The organism is Rhodococcus sp. FH8 (genome assembly GCF_019266085.1).
In the GTDB taxonomy this organism is placed as follows: domain Bacteria; phylum Actinomycetota; class Actinomycetes; order Mycobacteriales; family Mycobacteriaceae; genus Rhodococcus_F; species Rhodococcus_F qingshengii.
The window spans coordinates 313530-326737 of the sequence record NZ_LPNQ01000061.1 but is presented as its reverse complement, the minus strand read 5'-3'; the positions used below and the strand labels follow the sequence as shown (position 1 = coordinate 326737).

General features: G+C 62.6%; 14 protein-coding genes and 1 riboswitch. Of the genes, 8 read left to right on the top strand and 6 right to left on the bottom strand.

Translation table 11 applies throughout. The features are described from left to right. Nucleotides 1-7: 7 nt before the first annotated feature. Nucleotides 8-2548 (top strand): sensor histidine kinase KdpD, encoded by a 2541-nt coding sequence (locus ATN38_RS13055; RefSeq protein WP_218748087.1) that lies wholly within the window; start codon nt 8-10, stop codon nt 2546-2548. Continuing rightward, a complete protein-coding gene (locus ATN38_RS13050; protein ID WP_003944545.1) occupies nt 2545-3225 on the top strand; it encodes a response regulator in 681 nt (226 codons plus the stop codon). Before ATN38_RS13055 ends, ATN38_RS13050 begins: the two co-directional genes overlap by 4 nt. Nucleotides 3226-3234: 9 nt before the next feature. On the opposite strand, the gene ATN38_RS13045 is transcribed toward ATN38_RS13050, so the two are convergent. Continuing rightward, nucleotides 3235-4215 carry a zinc-binding alcohol dehydrogenase family protein gene (locus tag ATN38_RS13045; RefSeq protein ID WP_058227193.1) on the bottom strand — a complete coding sequence of 327 codons (981 nt, stop codon included), beginning with the start codon at nt 4213-4215 and terminating at the stop codon, nt 3235-3237. Further along, nucleotides 4212-4673 (bottom strand): MarR family winged helix-turn-helix transcriptional regulator, encoded by a 462-nt coding sequence (locus tag ATN38_RS13040; RefSeq protein WP_058227194.1) that lies wholly within the window; start codon nt 4671-4673, stop codon nt 4212-4214. The genes ATN38_RS13045 and ATN38_RS13040 overlap by 4 nt, the downstream gene beginning before the upstream one ends. Nucleotides 4674-4795: 122 nt before the next feature. Here ATN38_RS13040 and dinB point away from each other — a divergent pair, with 122 nt between their 5' ends. Then, entirely contained in the window at nt 4796-6094 is a 1299-nt protein-coding gene (gene dinB, locus ATN38_RS13035) for a DNA polymerase IV (protein ID WP_256931785.1), read from the top strand. Here dinB and ATN38_RS13030 read toward each other — a convergent pair. Both ATN38_RS13030 and ATN38_RS13025 read right to left on the bottom strand, forming a co-directional pair. Continuing rightward, nucleotides 6091-7371: an LLM class flavin-dependent oxidoreductase gene (locus tag ATN38_RS13030; protein ID WP_007731085.1), complete on the bottom strand. Its 1281-nt coding sequence runs from the start codon at nt 7369-7371 to the stop codon at nt 6091-6093. The two genes, dinB and ATN38_RS13030, sit on opposite strands and share 4 nt — an antisense overlap. After that, nucleotides 7371-8162, bottom strand: a complete 792-nt coding sequence (locus tag ATN38_RS13025) for a 3-oxoacyl-ACP reductase (protein ID WP_058227195.1) — start codon at nt 8160-8162, stop codon at nt 7371-7373. The genes ATN38_RS13030 and ATN38_RS13025 overlap by 1 nt, the downstream gene beginning before the upstream one ends. Next, nucleotides 8153-8246, bottom strand: a riboswitch (TPP riboswitch). Its footprint overlaps the gene before it by 10 nt. A 138-nt stretch (nt 8247-8384) precedes the next feature. On the opposite strand from ATN38_RS13025, the gene ATN38_RS13020 reads away from it, so the two are divergent. Further along, complete coding sequence (locus ATN38_RS13020; protein ID WP_003944516.1) at nt 8385-8825, top strand: DoxX family protein; 441 nt, start codon at nt 8385-8387, stop codon at nt 8823-8825. A 103-nt stretch (nt 8826-8928) separates the two neighbouring features. Further along, the gene (locus tag ATN38_RS13015; RefSeq protein WP_003944493.1) at nt 8929-9918 is read left to right on the top strand and encodes a diiron oxygenase; all 990 of its coding nucleotides are present in this window, start codon (nt 8929-8931) and stop codon (nt 9916-9918) included. Here ATN38_RS13015 and ATN38_RS13010 read toward each other — a convergent pair. After that, nucleotides 9915-10664: a TetR/AcrR family transcriptional regulator gene (locus ATN38_RS13010; RefSeq protein ID WP_058227196.1), complete on the bottom strand. Its 750-nt coding sequence runs from the start codon at nt 10662-10664 to the stop codon at nt 9915-9917. The two genes, ATN38_RS13015 and ATN38_RS13010, sit on opposite strands and share 4 nt — an antisense overlap. Nucleotides 10665-10760: 96 nt before the next feature. On the opposite strand from ATN38_RS13010, the gene recO reads away from it, so the two are divergent. The 3 genes from recO to ATN38_RS12995 are packed head-to-tail and all read left to right on the top strand — an operon-like array spanning nt 10761 to nt 12770. Continuing rightward, nucleotides 10761-11576 (top strand): DNA repair protein RecO, encoded by an 816-nt coding sequence (gene recO / locus ATN38_RS13005; protein ID WP_029255636.1) that lies wholly within the window; start codon nt 10761-10763, stop codon nt 11574-11576. Then, nucleotides 11533-12351, top strand: coding sequence for an isoprenyl transferase (locus ATN38_RS13000; RefSeq protein ID WP_003944543.1), 819 nt, complete (start codon nt 11533-11535; stop codon nt 12349-12351). Before recO ends, ATN38_RS13000 begins: the two co-directional genes overlap by 44 nt. Then, nucleotides 12348-12770: a YbjN domain-containing protein gene (locus tag ATN38_RS12995; RefSeq protein WP_019749000.1), complete on the top strand. Its 423-nt coding sequence runs from the start codon at nt 12348-12350 to the stop codon at nt 12768-12770. The genes ATN38_RS13000 and ATN38_RS12995 overlap by 4 nt, the downstream gene beginning before the upstream one ends. Before the next feature lie 5 nt (nt 12771-12775). Here the strand turns inward: ATN38_RS12995 and ATN38_RS12990 are convergent, their stop codons facing one another. Beyond that, complete coding sequence (locus tag ATN38_RS12990) at nt 12776-13207, bottom strand: Fur family transcriptional regulator (protein ID WP_003944514.1); 432 nt, start codon at nt 13205-13207, stop codon at nt 12776-12778. Nucleotide 13208 lies beyond the last annotated feature (1 nt).

The following is a 13208-nucleotide window of genomic DNA, read 5'->3' as shown; positions in this document are numbered from 1 at the left end:
TTGTCACGTGAGTTCTTCGGAGAAGGTCGGTCAATCTTTCGGTAGGGCACGCAAACGTGGTGAATTGCGTATCTACCTCGGCGCTGCGCCCGGCGTCGGAAAGACCTTCGCGATGCTCGGTGAGGCTCATCGGCGTCGAGATCGTGGCTGTGACGTGGTCGCGGCCGTCGTGGAGACACACGGCCGCGCCCGCACCGCGGCGCAGATCGGAGACCTCGAAACAGTGCCGCCCAAGCTGGTGGATTATCGCGGAACACGGATGCCGGAACTGGACGTCGAGGCCGTGTTGGCTCGGCGTCCGGCCCTTGTCCTGGTGGACGAGTTGGCACATACCAACACGCCAGGGAGCAAGAATCACAAGCGCTGGCAGGACGTACAGGAACTGCTCGAAGCCGGGATCGACGTTCTGTCCACGGTCAACGTGCAACACCTCGAAAGCCTCAACGACGTTGTCGCGCACATCACCGGCGTGGTTCAGCAGGAGACGGTTCCGGACGCGGTAGTGCGTAGTGCGGCGCAGGTCGAGCTGGTCGACATCACCCCGGAGGCGCTGCGCCGCAGACTTTCTCACGGAAACGTGTATTCACCGGAACGGGTCGATGCGGCCTTGGGCAATTACTTCAGACGCGGAAACCTCACGGCGCTACGCGAACTGGCTCTGCTGTGGGTGGCCGATCAGGTGGACGCCGCACTGGCGAAATACCGGGCCGAGAACAAGATCACCGATACCTGGGAAGCGCGCGAGCGTGTCGTCGTTGCCGTGACCGGGGGACCGGAGTCGGAAACCCTGGTACGACGCGCATCTCGAATCGCGTCGAAGTCGAGCGCCGAGCTGATGGTGGTCCACGTCGTACGCGGTGACGGACTCACCGGTGTCTCGGCCCCCGAGATGGGCAAGGTGCGCGCGTTGGCTGTCGGAGTCGGCGCCACGCTTCACACTGTTGTCGGTGACGACGTACCGTCGACGCTCCTCGAGTTCGCGCGTGAGGAGAACGCCACACAGTTGGTGCTGGGAACGTCGCGGCGTTCCCGCCTGGCTCGCATCCTCGACGAGGGGATCGGCGCTGCGGTGGTTCAGCAGTCCGGTGGTATCGACGTTCACATGGTCACGCACGAGGAAGCGACGGCGCGACGACGCATTTCGGTGCTGGGGCGCTCGGAGCGCCGGGTCCTGTCGTGGATTGCGGCGATCGTCGTGCCTTCGCTCGCGGCCGCGATCATGGGTCTCGTCGACCGAATCTCCGGGGTCAACGGCGAGAACGCGCTGTTCTTCGTCGTGGTCGTTCTGGTCGCCCTCCTCGGCGGCGTCGGCCCGGCGATATTGTCGGCCCTGATCTCGGGACTGCTGCTCAATTACTTCTTCACCGATCCGCGGTACAGCTTCACCATCGCCGAACCTGACAACTTCATCACCACTGTCGTGCTGTTGATCGTGGCTGTGGCAGTTGCCGTTCTGGTCGACGCCGCAGCAAAGCGCGCCCGCGAGGCGAAGCGCGCATCCGAGGAAGCCGAACTGCTCACACTGTTCGCGGGATCAGTTCTCCGCGGAGCGGATCTGTCGACACTTCTGGCGAAGGCACTCGAAATCTATCGCCAGCGAGGGGTTTCCGTCATTCATCACGACGACGGAGTCATCGCCGCCGTGGGTACGCAGCCGCCGACCACGGACGACGAAGCGGATACGGTCTGTGAGGTCAACGACGGGGAATACGCGCTGTTGTTGGCTGGGCCCGACCTGAGTGCGCGGGATCGACGAGTGCTGACGGTGGTGGCTCACCAAGCAGTTGGGATGATCCGCCAGGAGAAACTGACAGTCGAGGCGAGCAAGGCTGCCGCGCTCACCGAGGCTGATCAACTGCGTCGAGCCCTGCTGTCAGCGGTAAGCCATGACCTGCGAACGCCTCTCGCCGGAGTGAAGGCGGCGGTGTCGAGTCTGCGCAGCGACGACATCGAGTTCTCGGCCGAAGACACCGCTGAATTGTTGGCAACCATCGAGGAGTCGGCGGATCAGTTGACGGCGCTGGTCGGGAACTTGCTCGACTCGTCCCGACTTGCCGCCGGGGTGGTGAAACCCACGCTGCGGCCGGTGTATCTGGACGAGGTGGTTCACCGCGCGTTGCTGGGCCTCGGCATCGGTGGACGCTCGGATTCGCGGGCTCGAAGTGTAGTCGTCGACGTGGGTACCGTTGCAGTGCAAGCAGATCAAGGTCTGCTCGAGCGGGTGATTGCGAACATCGTCGACAACGCTCTGCGCTACGGGGGAGAAACCCCGGTGCGCGTCGGGGCGGCGCAACTCGGTGATCGTGTGGTGATCAGTGTTGCCGATACGGGCCCAGGTGTTCCGCGAGGTGAGGCCGAAACGATGTTCCAGCCGTTCCAACGGATGGGAGATCGCGACAACACCGGCGGAGTGGGCCTCGGACTTTCCGTGATGCGCGGATTTGTCGATGCGATGGGCGGAACGGTCAGCGCCACAGACACACCTGGTGGGGGATTGACGATGATCGTGGAGTTGGCTGCGGCCGGTACGAATGGGAATGGATCATGAGTCGAATCCTGGTAGTGGACGACGAACCGCAGATTCTGCGAGCTCTGCGTATCAATCTTTCGGTGCGCGGGTACGAGGTGGTGACCGCGTCGACGGGCGCCGGTGCCTTGCGGGCTGCTGCCGAGCGTCCACCGGACGTCGTGGTACTCGATCTCGGACTGCCCGACATGGACGGCACCGAAGTGCTTGCCGGCCTGCGTGGCTGGTGCACGGCGCCGGTCATCGTGCTGTCGGCGCGCACGGATTCCGCGGACAAGGTCGAGGCTCTCGACGCCGGTGCGGACGACTACGTCACCAAGCCCTTCGGGATGGACGAGTTTCTGGCCCGCGTGCGCGCTGCGGCGAGGCGGGGAACCTCCGCGGCGGACACTTCGGAACCGTCGGTCGAGACCGCGTCCTTCACGGTGGACTTGGCTGCGAAAACAGTGAGTCGGCGCGGTGAACAGGTGCATCTGACTCCGACCGAGTGGGGCATGCTCGAGATGCTTGTGCGCAACCGCGGAAAGCTGGTCGGGCAGAAGGAGTTGCTTCGGGAAGTGTGGGGACCGGCGTACGACACCGAGACCCACTATCTACGTGTCTACCTGGCTCAACTTCGTCGGAAGCTCGAGGATGACCCGGCGAACCCCAAGCATCTGATCACCGAGGCAGGAATGGGTTATCGATTCGTGGTGTGAGAAGCCAGGTCAGAGCACAACTACCAATTTGCCACGTGCCGTACCGGCTTCCATCTTGGCATGTGCTCGCGCGATGTCCTCGAACGCGAACACCTCGTCGATCGGTACCACCGCCTCGCCTGACGCCACAGCGGAGAGGAAGTCTTGCAGTACGCCGGCAGGCAGGTCGGACGCGTCCCCACCGTACGAGGTCAATCGCACTCCGCGTGGAATGTAGTCGATCGGATAAAAGTCTTTGACTGTCCACTCGTTGGACAGCATTCCCGTGAAACACACGGTGCCGTGAACGCGGGTCGCGCGCAACGTGTCGGGAAGTGTTGGTGTTCCGACCAATTCGAGGGCCAGATCAACACCGCCCGGGAGGATGTCTCGAACCTGGCCGGCCACAGCACCGTCGTCGACGATAACGTGGTCAACCCCGATCGCGGTCAACGACGACGCTTTGTTCGCATCTCGGGTGGTCGCAAGGACAGTGAGTCCCCACTGCTTCGCCAGGACTGCGGTTGCCATGCCGACCGAGGAGGTTCCTCCCCGGATCAACAGGGATTGACCGGATTTCGCGTCCAGTCCTACCGTCAGCGAGCCGTAGGACGTTTGCAGCATCTCGGGAACAGCTCCCACTGTCGACCAGTCCAGTTCGCTCGAGAAGGGAACGACCTGACTGACGGGAACGCACGTGTACTCGGCATAACCGCCGTCGAACGTCCTCCCCATCCCACCCATCATGGCGGCGACTTGCCGGCCTTCGGTGAGCTCCCCGCCGGGGCAGTTCACCACTTCGCCGACGGCCTCGATGCCCAGCACCCTCGGGAATGTCACGCCTTCGGCGAGGCCGAGGCGGGTGTGAAGTTCGGATCGATTGAGGCCGAAAGCCTTCACCCGGACCAGTACCCAGCCCGCAATCGGCACGGGTATCGGAATCACTTTGATAGTCAATGCTTCTGGCGGGCCGGGGGCGTCGAGCACGATTGCGCGCATTGTGCCGGTCATGCTTTTTCCTTCGTGGTCGGTGTCAGGTTTCGATTGGCTTCACGCAGCGTGGCCAGTGTGGCGCCGAATCGATCGAGAGCGTCGGGCGTCAGCACGGAACCGAGACGGCGCTCCAATTCGTCGTCGAACGTTGCCTTCGCCCGCCGCAACAGCTCATTGCCCTCGGGAGTCAACTCGATGAGTGAGGATCGTTTGTCGGTGGGATTGGATTTTCGACGGCAGTGTCCAGCCGCTTCGATTCGATCCACCAGCTTGCTCGTGCCACCGACGGTGATCGCGAGGGCCTCGGCGATGTCGAAGACCCGACAGGAGCCGAGCCTGTCGATGATCTGCATCGGCTCGAATCGACTCAGTGGCAGGTCGTGCTCGATTCGGAGTCGCTGGTCGACGGCCGTCCACAGTTCGGTTTCGAAGCGGACGAAGTTGTCGAAGTGCGTGCTCAGGGCTGATCTGGTCAAGAGCAGACTCCGAACCGATATGCATTCCGTGGAATCATTCTTTCACCGTACGCCCGATTCGTGATTAATTCCATGGAATCTATTTCCGAACCTTACGCAGTGTCGGTGGGTCATGGGAACATATGTTCGTGTCATATGAACCGCTGGACCAAGAAACGCCAGGTGAGCACCCCGGCGATACTCGTTCCGGCGGTAATCATTCTGGCGGTAGTCGGTCCACAGGTGACGCAACAATCCTGCATGCGGACCTCGATTCGTTCTACGCATCAGTCGAGCAACGCGACGACCCGACTCTGGCCGGCAGGCCGGTCATCGTCGGTGGTGGGGTGGTCTTGGCGGCAAGCTACGAGGCCAAGGCGTTCGGGGTTCGCACAGCCATGAGCGGTGGTCAGGCCCGATCACTGTGTCCTCAGGCGATAGTCGTCCCTCCGCGAATGTCGGCGTACTCGCAGGCGAGCAAAGACGTGTTCGACGTCTTTCACGACACGTCGCCGCTGGTCGAAGGAATCTCCATAGACGAGGCCTTTCTCGAGGTCGGCGGGCTCGCCAAGATCGTGGGAAACCCGCTGCAGATCGGAGCCAACCTCAGACGCGATGTGGCCGAGCAGGTCGGACTACCGATCACGGTCGGAATCGCACGCACCAAGTTCCTGGCCAAGGTCGCCAGTGCATTCGCGAAACCCGACGGATTGCTGCGAGTGCCGCCGGACGGCGAGACCGAGTTCCTGCATCCCTTGCCGGTCGAGAAGCTGTGGGGCGTCGGCAAGATCACTGCCCAGAAGCTGCGAAACTTCGACATCGTGACGGTGGGTGACATCGCGCGGCACGACGAATCCTCGATCGTCTCGATTCTCGGGGGCGGCGCCGGTCGCCATCTCTACGCACTCTCACACAATCGAGATCCGCGCCCCGTCCGCGCCTATCGTGGCCGCAGTTCGATGGGTGCTCAGCATGCGCTGGGTCGCGGATCCCATCCCCGCGCAGAACTCGATGCGTCGTTGATGTCCCTTGTCGACCGTGTCAGTCGACGCATGCGTTCGGCGCAGCGGACGGGGCGCACGGTCACGCTCCGGCTCCGCTTCGCGGATTTCACGCGGGCAACTCGATCTCACACGCTGCGCCGGTCCACCGCCGACACAGCGGAATTGCTGAACGCCTCGATGGTGCTGCTGGACGAAGCGATACCGATGATCGCGGACAAGGGCATCACGTTGATCGGCGTCGCTGTCTCCAACCTGGATCGGGACGGCGCCGAACAACTCGAATTGCCCTTCGACGGTCCAGGATTCGCGGGTCCGGACACTGCCGCCCTCGACTCGGCAATGGACAGTGTCCGGAAGAAGTTCGGCTCCGCGGCTCTCACGAGGGGAGTGCTCCTGGGACGCGATCCGGACCTGTCGGTGCCGCTACTGCCGGACTAGGTGAGGTTTTCTCGCAGAGTCGCTCCCTCGTATTCGCGACGGAACAACCCACGCGCCTGCAGCACCGGAATCACGTGATCGACAAAATCTTCCAGACCCTGCGGATAGGTCGGCGGCATCAGATTGAAACCGTCGGCACCGCGGCCGTTCAACCAGGATCCCATCTCGTCGGCAATCGACTCCGGTGTTCCGATCATCGTTGCGTGACCACCACCCGCAGCGAGCGTCCCGAGGAGTTCCCGCACAGTCGGTGCGTCCTTCTCGACGATCCGCAAAATAGTGGCGTAGCGTCCCTGCGGCCCTGTGAACGCTTCGAGTGGAGGCAACGGGGGCACGGGCCCGTCGAGATCCCAGTTCTCGCAATCCTGTCCGGTGAACAACGAGAGTTGGCGTATCGACTGTTCGGTGGGCAGCAGGAGATCGAGTTCGGCCTTCTTCGCCCTGGCCTCGGCGACGGTGCTGCCGACGTAGGTGACCAGTCCCGGCATCACGGCGACAGAGTTCGAATCCCGGCCGGCTCGCTCGATTCTCGATTTCACGTCCGCGTAGTAGGCCTGTGCGCTGGGTAAGTCGTAGGCAACCGAATAGATTGCCTCGGCGCGACGCGCCGCCAGATCGCGGCCCTGCTCGGACGCCCCGGCCTGGAACAACACCGGCCGGCCTTGCGGGGAGCGCGGAACCGTCAACGGCCCGTCCACCCGAAAATGTTTGCCGTCGTGATCGATTCGAGAAATCCTGTTCGCGTCGGCAAAACGCCCCGACCGGTCGAGAATCAGCGCGTCTTCCGACCATGAATCCCACAATGCGAGGGCCACTTCGACAAATTCGTCGGCTCGTTCGTATCGGGATGCGTGATCGGGCATCGCCTCGAGTCCGTGGTTGCGCGCCTCCTGGTCGAACATCGAGGTCACGACGTTCCAGCCGGCCCGTCCGCCGCTGATGTGGTCGAGCGAGGCCAACAGTCGCGCCGCGTGAAACGGCGTGTAGAAAGTGGTGGAAATGGTGGTCACCAGGCCGATGTCCGCTGTCGCTCGTGCCATGGCAGTCAATGCGGTGATCGGCTCGAGAAACCACGACGCACCCGACTCGGGTTCGCGAACACTGTGACCGTCAGCGAAGAAGACGGCGTCCAGCTTGCCGCGTTCGGCGATCTGGGCGAGCGACTCGTAATACGTGATGTCGCCGAGACTTTCGACCGGTGAGTCGCGATGACGCCATGCCGCACTGTGATGTCCGCAACCGAGCAGGAACGCACCTATCCGTAATTGCGCGCCCATCAGTTCTTGACGAGTCCGCCGTCGACAACCAGGTTCTGGCCGGTCACGGCCCGCGACCATGGGGAGGCGAAAAATAGTGCAGCGTCGGCAAATTCGTCCGGCGTGGTGACTCGGCGCAGGGGAGTGCTTGCCGCGATCATGTCGAACACGGCTTCCGGTGTTGCGGCGCTCGCATCGGTGGTGCGGAGCAAGCCGCCCGAGACCATGTTGACTGTGATCCCGTCCGGACCGAGGTCGGCGGACAGCGTCCGTGTCAGTGCCAACAGTGCTGCCTTGGCAGCGGTGTAGTCGTGGTACGGAACTACCGGATTCTGGACCAGATTGGTTCCGACAGTGATGATTCGGCCGAAGCCGAGTTCGCGCATGCCTGGTAGCGCTGCCTGGGTGGTATTGAGTGTTCCGGCAACAGCTCCGCGTAGTTGAGAGTCGAAGTCGGCCCAGGTGATCGTGTCCGCGTTCGGCCGGGCATCGCCGTTGAACGAGAAGTCGACGAGTGCATTGTCGACCACGGTCGATATCGGTGCGTCGAATCGCCCGCGTGCAGCGGTGAACAACTGGTCGACGGAACTGCGGTCCGTCACGTCCGCCTGGACTGCGAAGGCACGATCCTCACCCAGTTCGGTGACCAGGTTCTCAGCGGCGTCACGGCTCTTGTTGTAGTTCACGATCACCCGGGCCCCCGAGCGGGAGAATGCTCGGCTCAGTGCGGCGCCGAGCCCGCGGGCGCCACCGGTGATCAGAACGATCTGCTCGTCCAGGCTGAGTGCGCGCTGAAATTGCTGTTCGGTCATGTCGACATCCCTCCGCCAGTGCTAACTGGTCAGGTTCATCGGGTCTGATCTCAGCCGACTTTTTCGGCACCCCGTGTCACCGTCCATCAGACCACGTGAGGTGAATCGTCCTGAACGCCGGGTGCGTTGTAACGGCCGGCGCGATGAGTTTTCGATCGCGCGGGAGTCGTAATTGCAAGCGAAGTGGCAACCGGCCGCTCGCCTTCGCCCCAGGAGATTCCGATGACCACCCAGCCCGTCCACAACGAAACTGTTTCCGGTAACGCCACGACGACGACACCTTCGGCCACGGCTCGCAAGCTCGGATACGTCCTGAGTGGGCTGTTCGTCGTTTTCATGCTCTTCGACGGCATCATCCACATTCTCAACCTTCAGACAGTCAAGGATGCGTCGGCTGAACTTGGGTTGCCGGACTCGCTGGCATTGACGGCTGGGGTGGTGCAACTGATCTGCCTTGCGCTGTACGTGATTCCGCGAACGTCGATACTCGGCGCGATTCTGCTCACCGGTTACCTGGGGGGAGCGGTGTTGACCAACCTTCGAGCTGAACAGCCTCTGCTGAGCACGACCCTGTTTGCCGTCTACACCGGAATCGTCATGTGGGCGGGACTGTATCTCCGGGACGAGAAGGTTCGCGAGATCATCCCGCTGCGTCGGGCCTGAAATAGGCCCCCGAGGGGGTTGCGTGGGACGCGGTGTCCCATTATGTTTGACCTCATTCAAGTCCGTCGACTGCAATCGACGGACTGGCCGTGAGGAGACACCGATGGCTCGGTCAGCGTCGATCGAAGTGGAAAAGCCGTACCACCAGGTACTGCAGACTTTGTCCGAGGGCTCAGTTGCCCGCAGTTTCGATCCCTATCTCGACATCGACTGGGATTCACCAGAGTTCGCGATCGATCCGCATGATCCGAGATGGGTGCTCTCGTCCGTGTCGGACCCCCTCGGGGCGACGCAGTGGTACCAGGATCAGTCGTTGGAGCGTCGAATCGCCATGGGAATGTGGCGTCAGGCGAACGTGACCAAGGTGGGTTCGGCCTTCGAGAGCATCTTGATCCGGGGAATGCTGCAATACATCATGGCGCTACCCAACCAGTCGCCTGAGTTCCGTTACTGCCTGCACGAGATGACCGAAGAGTGCAATCACATCCAGATGTTCCAGGAACTCGTCAATCGCATGGACATCGACGTGCCGGGTATGCGTCCGATGTTCCGGCGGCTGTCGCCGATCATCGGAGTGCTGGGAGCAAAGTTCCCGGTCATCTTCTTCATCGGCATTCTGGCTGGTGAAGAACCGATCGACCACTTCCAGAAGGATCTCATCCGTGAGGGTAAGGACACGCCGCCGGCGATGCTCCGCACCATGGAGATTCACATCGCCGAAGAAGCGAGACACATCTCGTTTGCTCACGAGTTCCTGCGCAATCACGTCCCCAGACTCAGTCGTACGAGTCGAGCCATCACATCGGTCGCCTTCCCCGGCGCGATGCGTTGGCTTGCGGGTGAAATCATGTCACCGCCAAAGGAATTCGCCGAAGAATTCGGAATCCCGGACGAGGTGATGAAGAGCGCCTTCTGGGGGAGCCCGCATTCACGCCGCATCCTGGGTAACTACTTCGGCGAAATGCGAGCCCTGGCAGACGAACTCGGATTGATGAATCCGGTGTCGAAGCGTGCGTGGCGAAAGCTGCGCATCGACGGCGACTACGCCCGCTACCGCGGCGAGCCGAAGCGTTCCGACAAGACCCGGATCTAGTCCGGCCGCGAAGTTCCTCCGTCGGAGGACACCAGCTCGGCTATGAGCGTGGACAATTCGACATGGGGATCGATCTGTAGTCCGCTCGAGCGGGCAACGCCGTCGAACATGTACCAGGTGTATTTCGCGAGGTCGGCGACGATCTCTTCGCGGCTCGGTTTCGGATCGGTGCTTCGGACCCAGTGGGTGAGCGTGCCCTCGACCATTGTCACCACTGCGAACGGTAGTGAATCGAAGGGTGAGGAGTCGATCCCCACGGATCGACCGACTTCGGTGATAGTGGTGAGGGCGGAGTCGGCGATTGTGGCCTTCAGACTGCTGATCGCGTCGATGCTCTCGTCGTCGTAGTCGGTGGGGCCGGTACCCATGAACTCGTGAATCCGCGGATGCTCGGTGATCCACTCGGCGACGGCGCTGATGGTTCGGGTCAGGATCTGGTCGAGAGTGCCTACCGAAATGCTCATCGACGCGTCCAGGGCCGCCGCAAATTGTCCGAGCACAAACGCTCGGACTCGTCGATCGAGGTCGTCTCGGCCGCTGAATTGGCGGTACACCACCGACTTGGCGAGGCCGGCACGATCGGCGATCTGCTGGACGGACACCTCGGAACCTGCCGCACGCTCTTCGATCAGTTCGACCGCCGAGGTGAGTATCCGTTTCTGACGCTCGGAGTTGTGTCGCTCCCACCGCGCTTCGCGACCGGTCAACTCTGCAGTGACAGGTTGCGCAATTGCGTCGCTCGGCATCGCGCCAGTCTATCCGGACGGACCTGCCGTGTTTCCGACTTGTCATCGGGCGCGGCATCGGGATCGGTCGTCGGTACAACGTGGGACACTGGTCGAGTGAGGTTGTATCGAGACACGGCAGTGGTGCTGCGCCTGCACAAACTGGGCGAAGCCGACCACATCGTCACGTTGCTCACCCGTCAGTTCGGGTTGGTACGTGCCGTGGCCAAAGGTGTCCGCCGAACCACCTCCAAATTCGGTGCCAGACTCGAACCGTTTGCTCACATCGACGTGCAACTACTTCCGGGCAAGAATCTCGACATCATCACTCAGGTGCAGACGGTCGACGCATTCGCCACCGACATCGTCGACGACTACAGCCGGTACACCACGGCCTGCGCCGTACTCGAAACTGCCGAGCGGTTGGCCGGCGAGGAACGCGCGCCGGCCCCGCAGCTTCAGCGATTGACGGTGGGAGCGCTGCGTGCGATTGCCGAGCAGGCACGACCGGTCGAGTTCGTGCTCGACGCGTTCTTGTTGAGAGCCATGGGCTATGCGGGTTGGGCGCCTGCCCTCGAAGAGTGCGCCCGCTGCAGTGCTCCTGGACCGCACCGGGCCTTTCATGTCGCCGCAGGCGGAGCCGTGTGTACCTATTGCCGCCCGGCGGGTGCTGCGACGCCGTCGCCCGGAGTGCTCGACTTGATGGAAGCCCTGCTCCGAGGGGAGTGGGAGGGTACCGATTCGGCGCCCGCGACGCTGCGGACGCAAGCCAGCGGACTGGTCGCGGCACACCTGCAGTGGCATCTCGAGCGCCAATTGCGGACGTTGCCGCTGATCGAGCGTTCGAGGCCGCATGCAGCCGTCGAGGTCGACTTGCCCGTGAGGCAGGATGGAACACGTGATTCGACGACGCGAACCGCGAACTCCGCTTGATTCTGCTGCTGACCGGGTGATCCGACCACCGGACCCACATCCGTCCGGGGCAACCCCGCCGATCCTGCAAACCGAACTGATCCCGCGCCACGTCGCTTTGGTGATGGACGGCAACGGACGATGGGCGCAGGAGCGCGGTCTGCCCCGAACCGCCGGGCACGAACGCGGCGAAGCTGTCCTGATGGACACCGTCTGCGGGTGCATCGAGATGGGTGTCGAGTGGCTCTCCGCTTACGCCTTCTCCACCGAGAACTGGAAGCGGAGTCCCGACGAGGTTCGATTCCTGATGGGCTTCAACCGTGATGTCATCCGCCGCCGACGCGACGAGATGAACGAAATGGGTGTGCGTGTTCGGTGGGCCGGTCGTAAGCCGCGCCTGTGGGCCAGCGTGATCAAGGAACTCGAGATCGCCGAAGAACTGACCAAGAACAACACCGTCATGAACTTGACCATGTGTGTGAACTACGGCGGCCGGGCCGAAATTGCCGATGCGGTAAAGGAAATCGCGAAGCGTGTCGCGGCCGGTGAGATCAATCCGGACAAGATCACCGAGGCGACGGTTGCCAAGTACCTCGACGAACCCGACATGCCCGACGTCGACCTCTTCCTGCGTCCGTCGGGGGAACAGCGGACGTCCAATTTCTTGATCTGGCAATCCGCCTACGCCGAAATGGTGTACCAGGAGAAGCTGTTTCCCGATTTCGACCGCCGCGACCTTTGGGCCGCCTGCGTCGAGTACGCCTCACGCGACCGTAGATTCGGTGGCGTCAAATGACAGGGGAGAACATGACCGACACCACCGACGAAGCAGCCCGCCTACAAGAACGCGCGGCCGCCTCGCTGGCGCATTTCGTGACGGTCGATGTTGCTGCCGACGGATCACTGGGTTTCCAATACTCCGGCGCGCTGTGTTCCATCCAGGCGATGAATCTGTCCGAGGGTCTGGACGTGCTGTCCATGACGTGCGTTCTCGCATGGGACCGACCGGTGAGCGCGGCACTGCATCGCAAGGTGGCCGAGCGGAATCGCACCATCCAATTCGGCTCCATCGCGGTGTTCGGCCACGGCAGTCTGGCGGACGTCATCCTGCGTTACACGTTCCCTGCCGCCGGACTGGACGACGAGGCACTGACCACGATGTTGCTACTGGCGCTCACCGGTGCCGATACCGCCCGGCAGGGTTTGATTCCCTGACGCTCTCAGGCGGCGGCGCAGTCGCGGCAGGTGCCGAAGATCTCGACGGTGTGACTCACTTCGGTGAAACCGTTGTCCTCGGCGATGGTCTGTGACCACTGCTCGACCGTCGGGCCCTCGACCTCGACGGTGAATCCGCAGTTGCGGCACACCAGGTGATGGTGGTGCCCGGAGGAGCAGCGTCGGTAGACGGACTCACCTGTGTCGGTGCGTAGGACGTCGATGGTTCCGGCGTCGGAGAGTGCCTGCAGCGTGCGGTAGACGGTGGTCAGGCCGATGCCTTCACCTCGCTTGCGCAGTTCGTCGTGCAATTCCTGTGCCGACTTGAATTCGTCGATGTCGTCGAGCAAGGCAGAGATGGCGCTGCGCTGTTTCGTGGAACGAACGCCGACTGTGGCCGGTCCACGTTTCGAGGTCGTACTGCCCGGGGTGTTCATG

Bases quoted from the DNA above. Each gene is read 5' to 3' on its own strand.
- ATN38_RS13050 (WP_003944545.1), top strand. From the start codon at position 2,545: ATGAGTCGAATCCTGGTAGTGGACGACGAACCGCAGATTCTGCGAGCT.
- ATN38_RS13045 (WP_058227193.1), bottom strand. From the start codon at position 4,215: ATGACCGGCACAATGCGCGCAATCGTGCTCGACGCCCCCGGCCCGCCA.
- dinB (WP_256931785.1), top strand. From the start codon at position 4,796: ATGTTCGTGTCATATGAACCGCTGGACCAAGAAACGCCAGGTGAGCAC.
- ATN38_RS13030 (WP_007731085.1), bottom strand. From the start codon at position 7,371: ATGGGCGCGCAATTACGGATAGGTGCGTTCCTGCTCGGTTGCGGACAT.
- ATN38_RS13025 (WP_058227195.1), bottom strand. From the start codon at position 8,162: ATGACCGAACAGCAATTTCAGCGCGCACTCAGCCTGGACGAGCAGATC.
- ATN38_RS13020 (WP_003944516.1), top strand. From the start codon at position 8,385: ATGACCACCCAGCCCGTCCACAACGAAACTGTTTCCGGTAACGCCACG.
- ATN38_RS13015 (WP_003944493.1), top strand. From the start codon at position 8,929: ATGGCTCGGTCAGCGTCGATCGAAGTGGAAAAGCCGTACCACCAGGTA.
- ATN38_RS13010 (WP_058227196.1), bottom strand. From the start codon at position 10,664: ATGCCGAGCGACGCAATTGCGCAACCTGTCACTGCAGAGTTGACCGGT.
- ATN38_RS13000 (WP_003944543.1), top strand. From the start codon at position 11,533: ATGGAACACGTGATTCGACGACGCGAACCGCGAACTCCGCTTGATTCT.
- ATN38_RS12995 (WP_019749000.1), top strand. From the start codon at position 12,348: ATGACAGGGGAGAACATGACCGACACCACCGACGAAGCAGCCCGCCTA.
- ATN38_RS12990 (WP_003944514.1), bottom strand. From the start codon at position 13,207: ATGAACACCCCGGGCAGTACGACCTCGAAACGTGGACCGGCCACAGTC.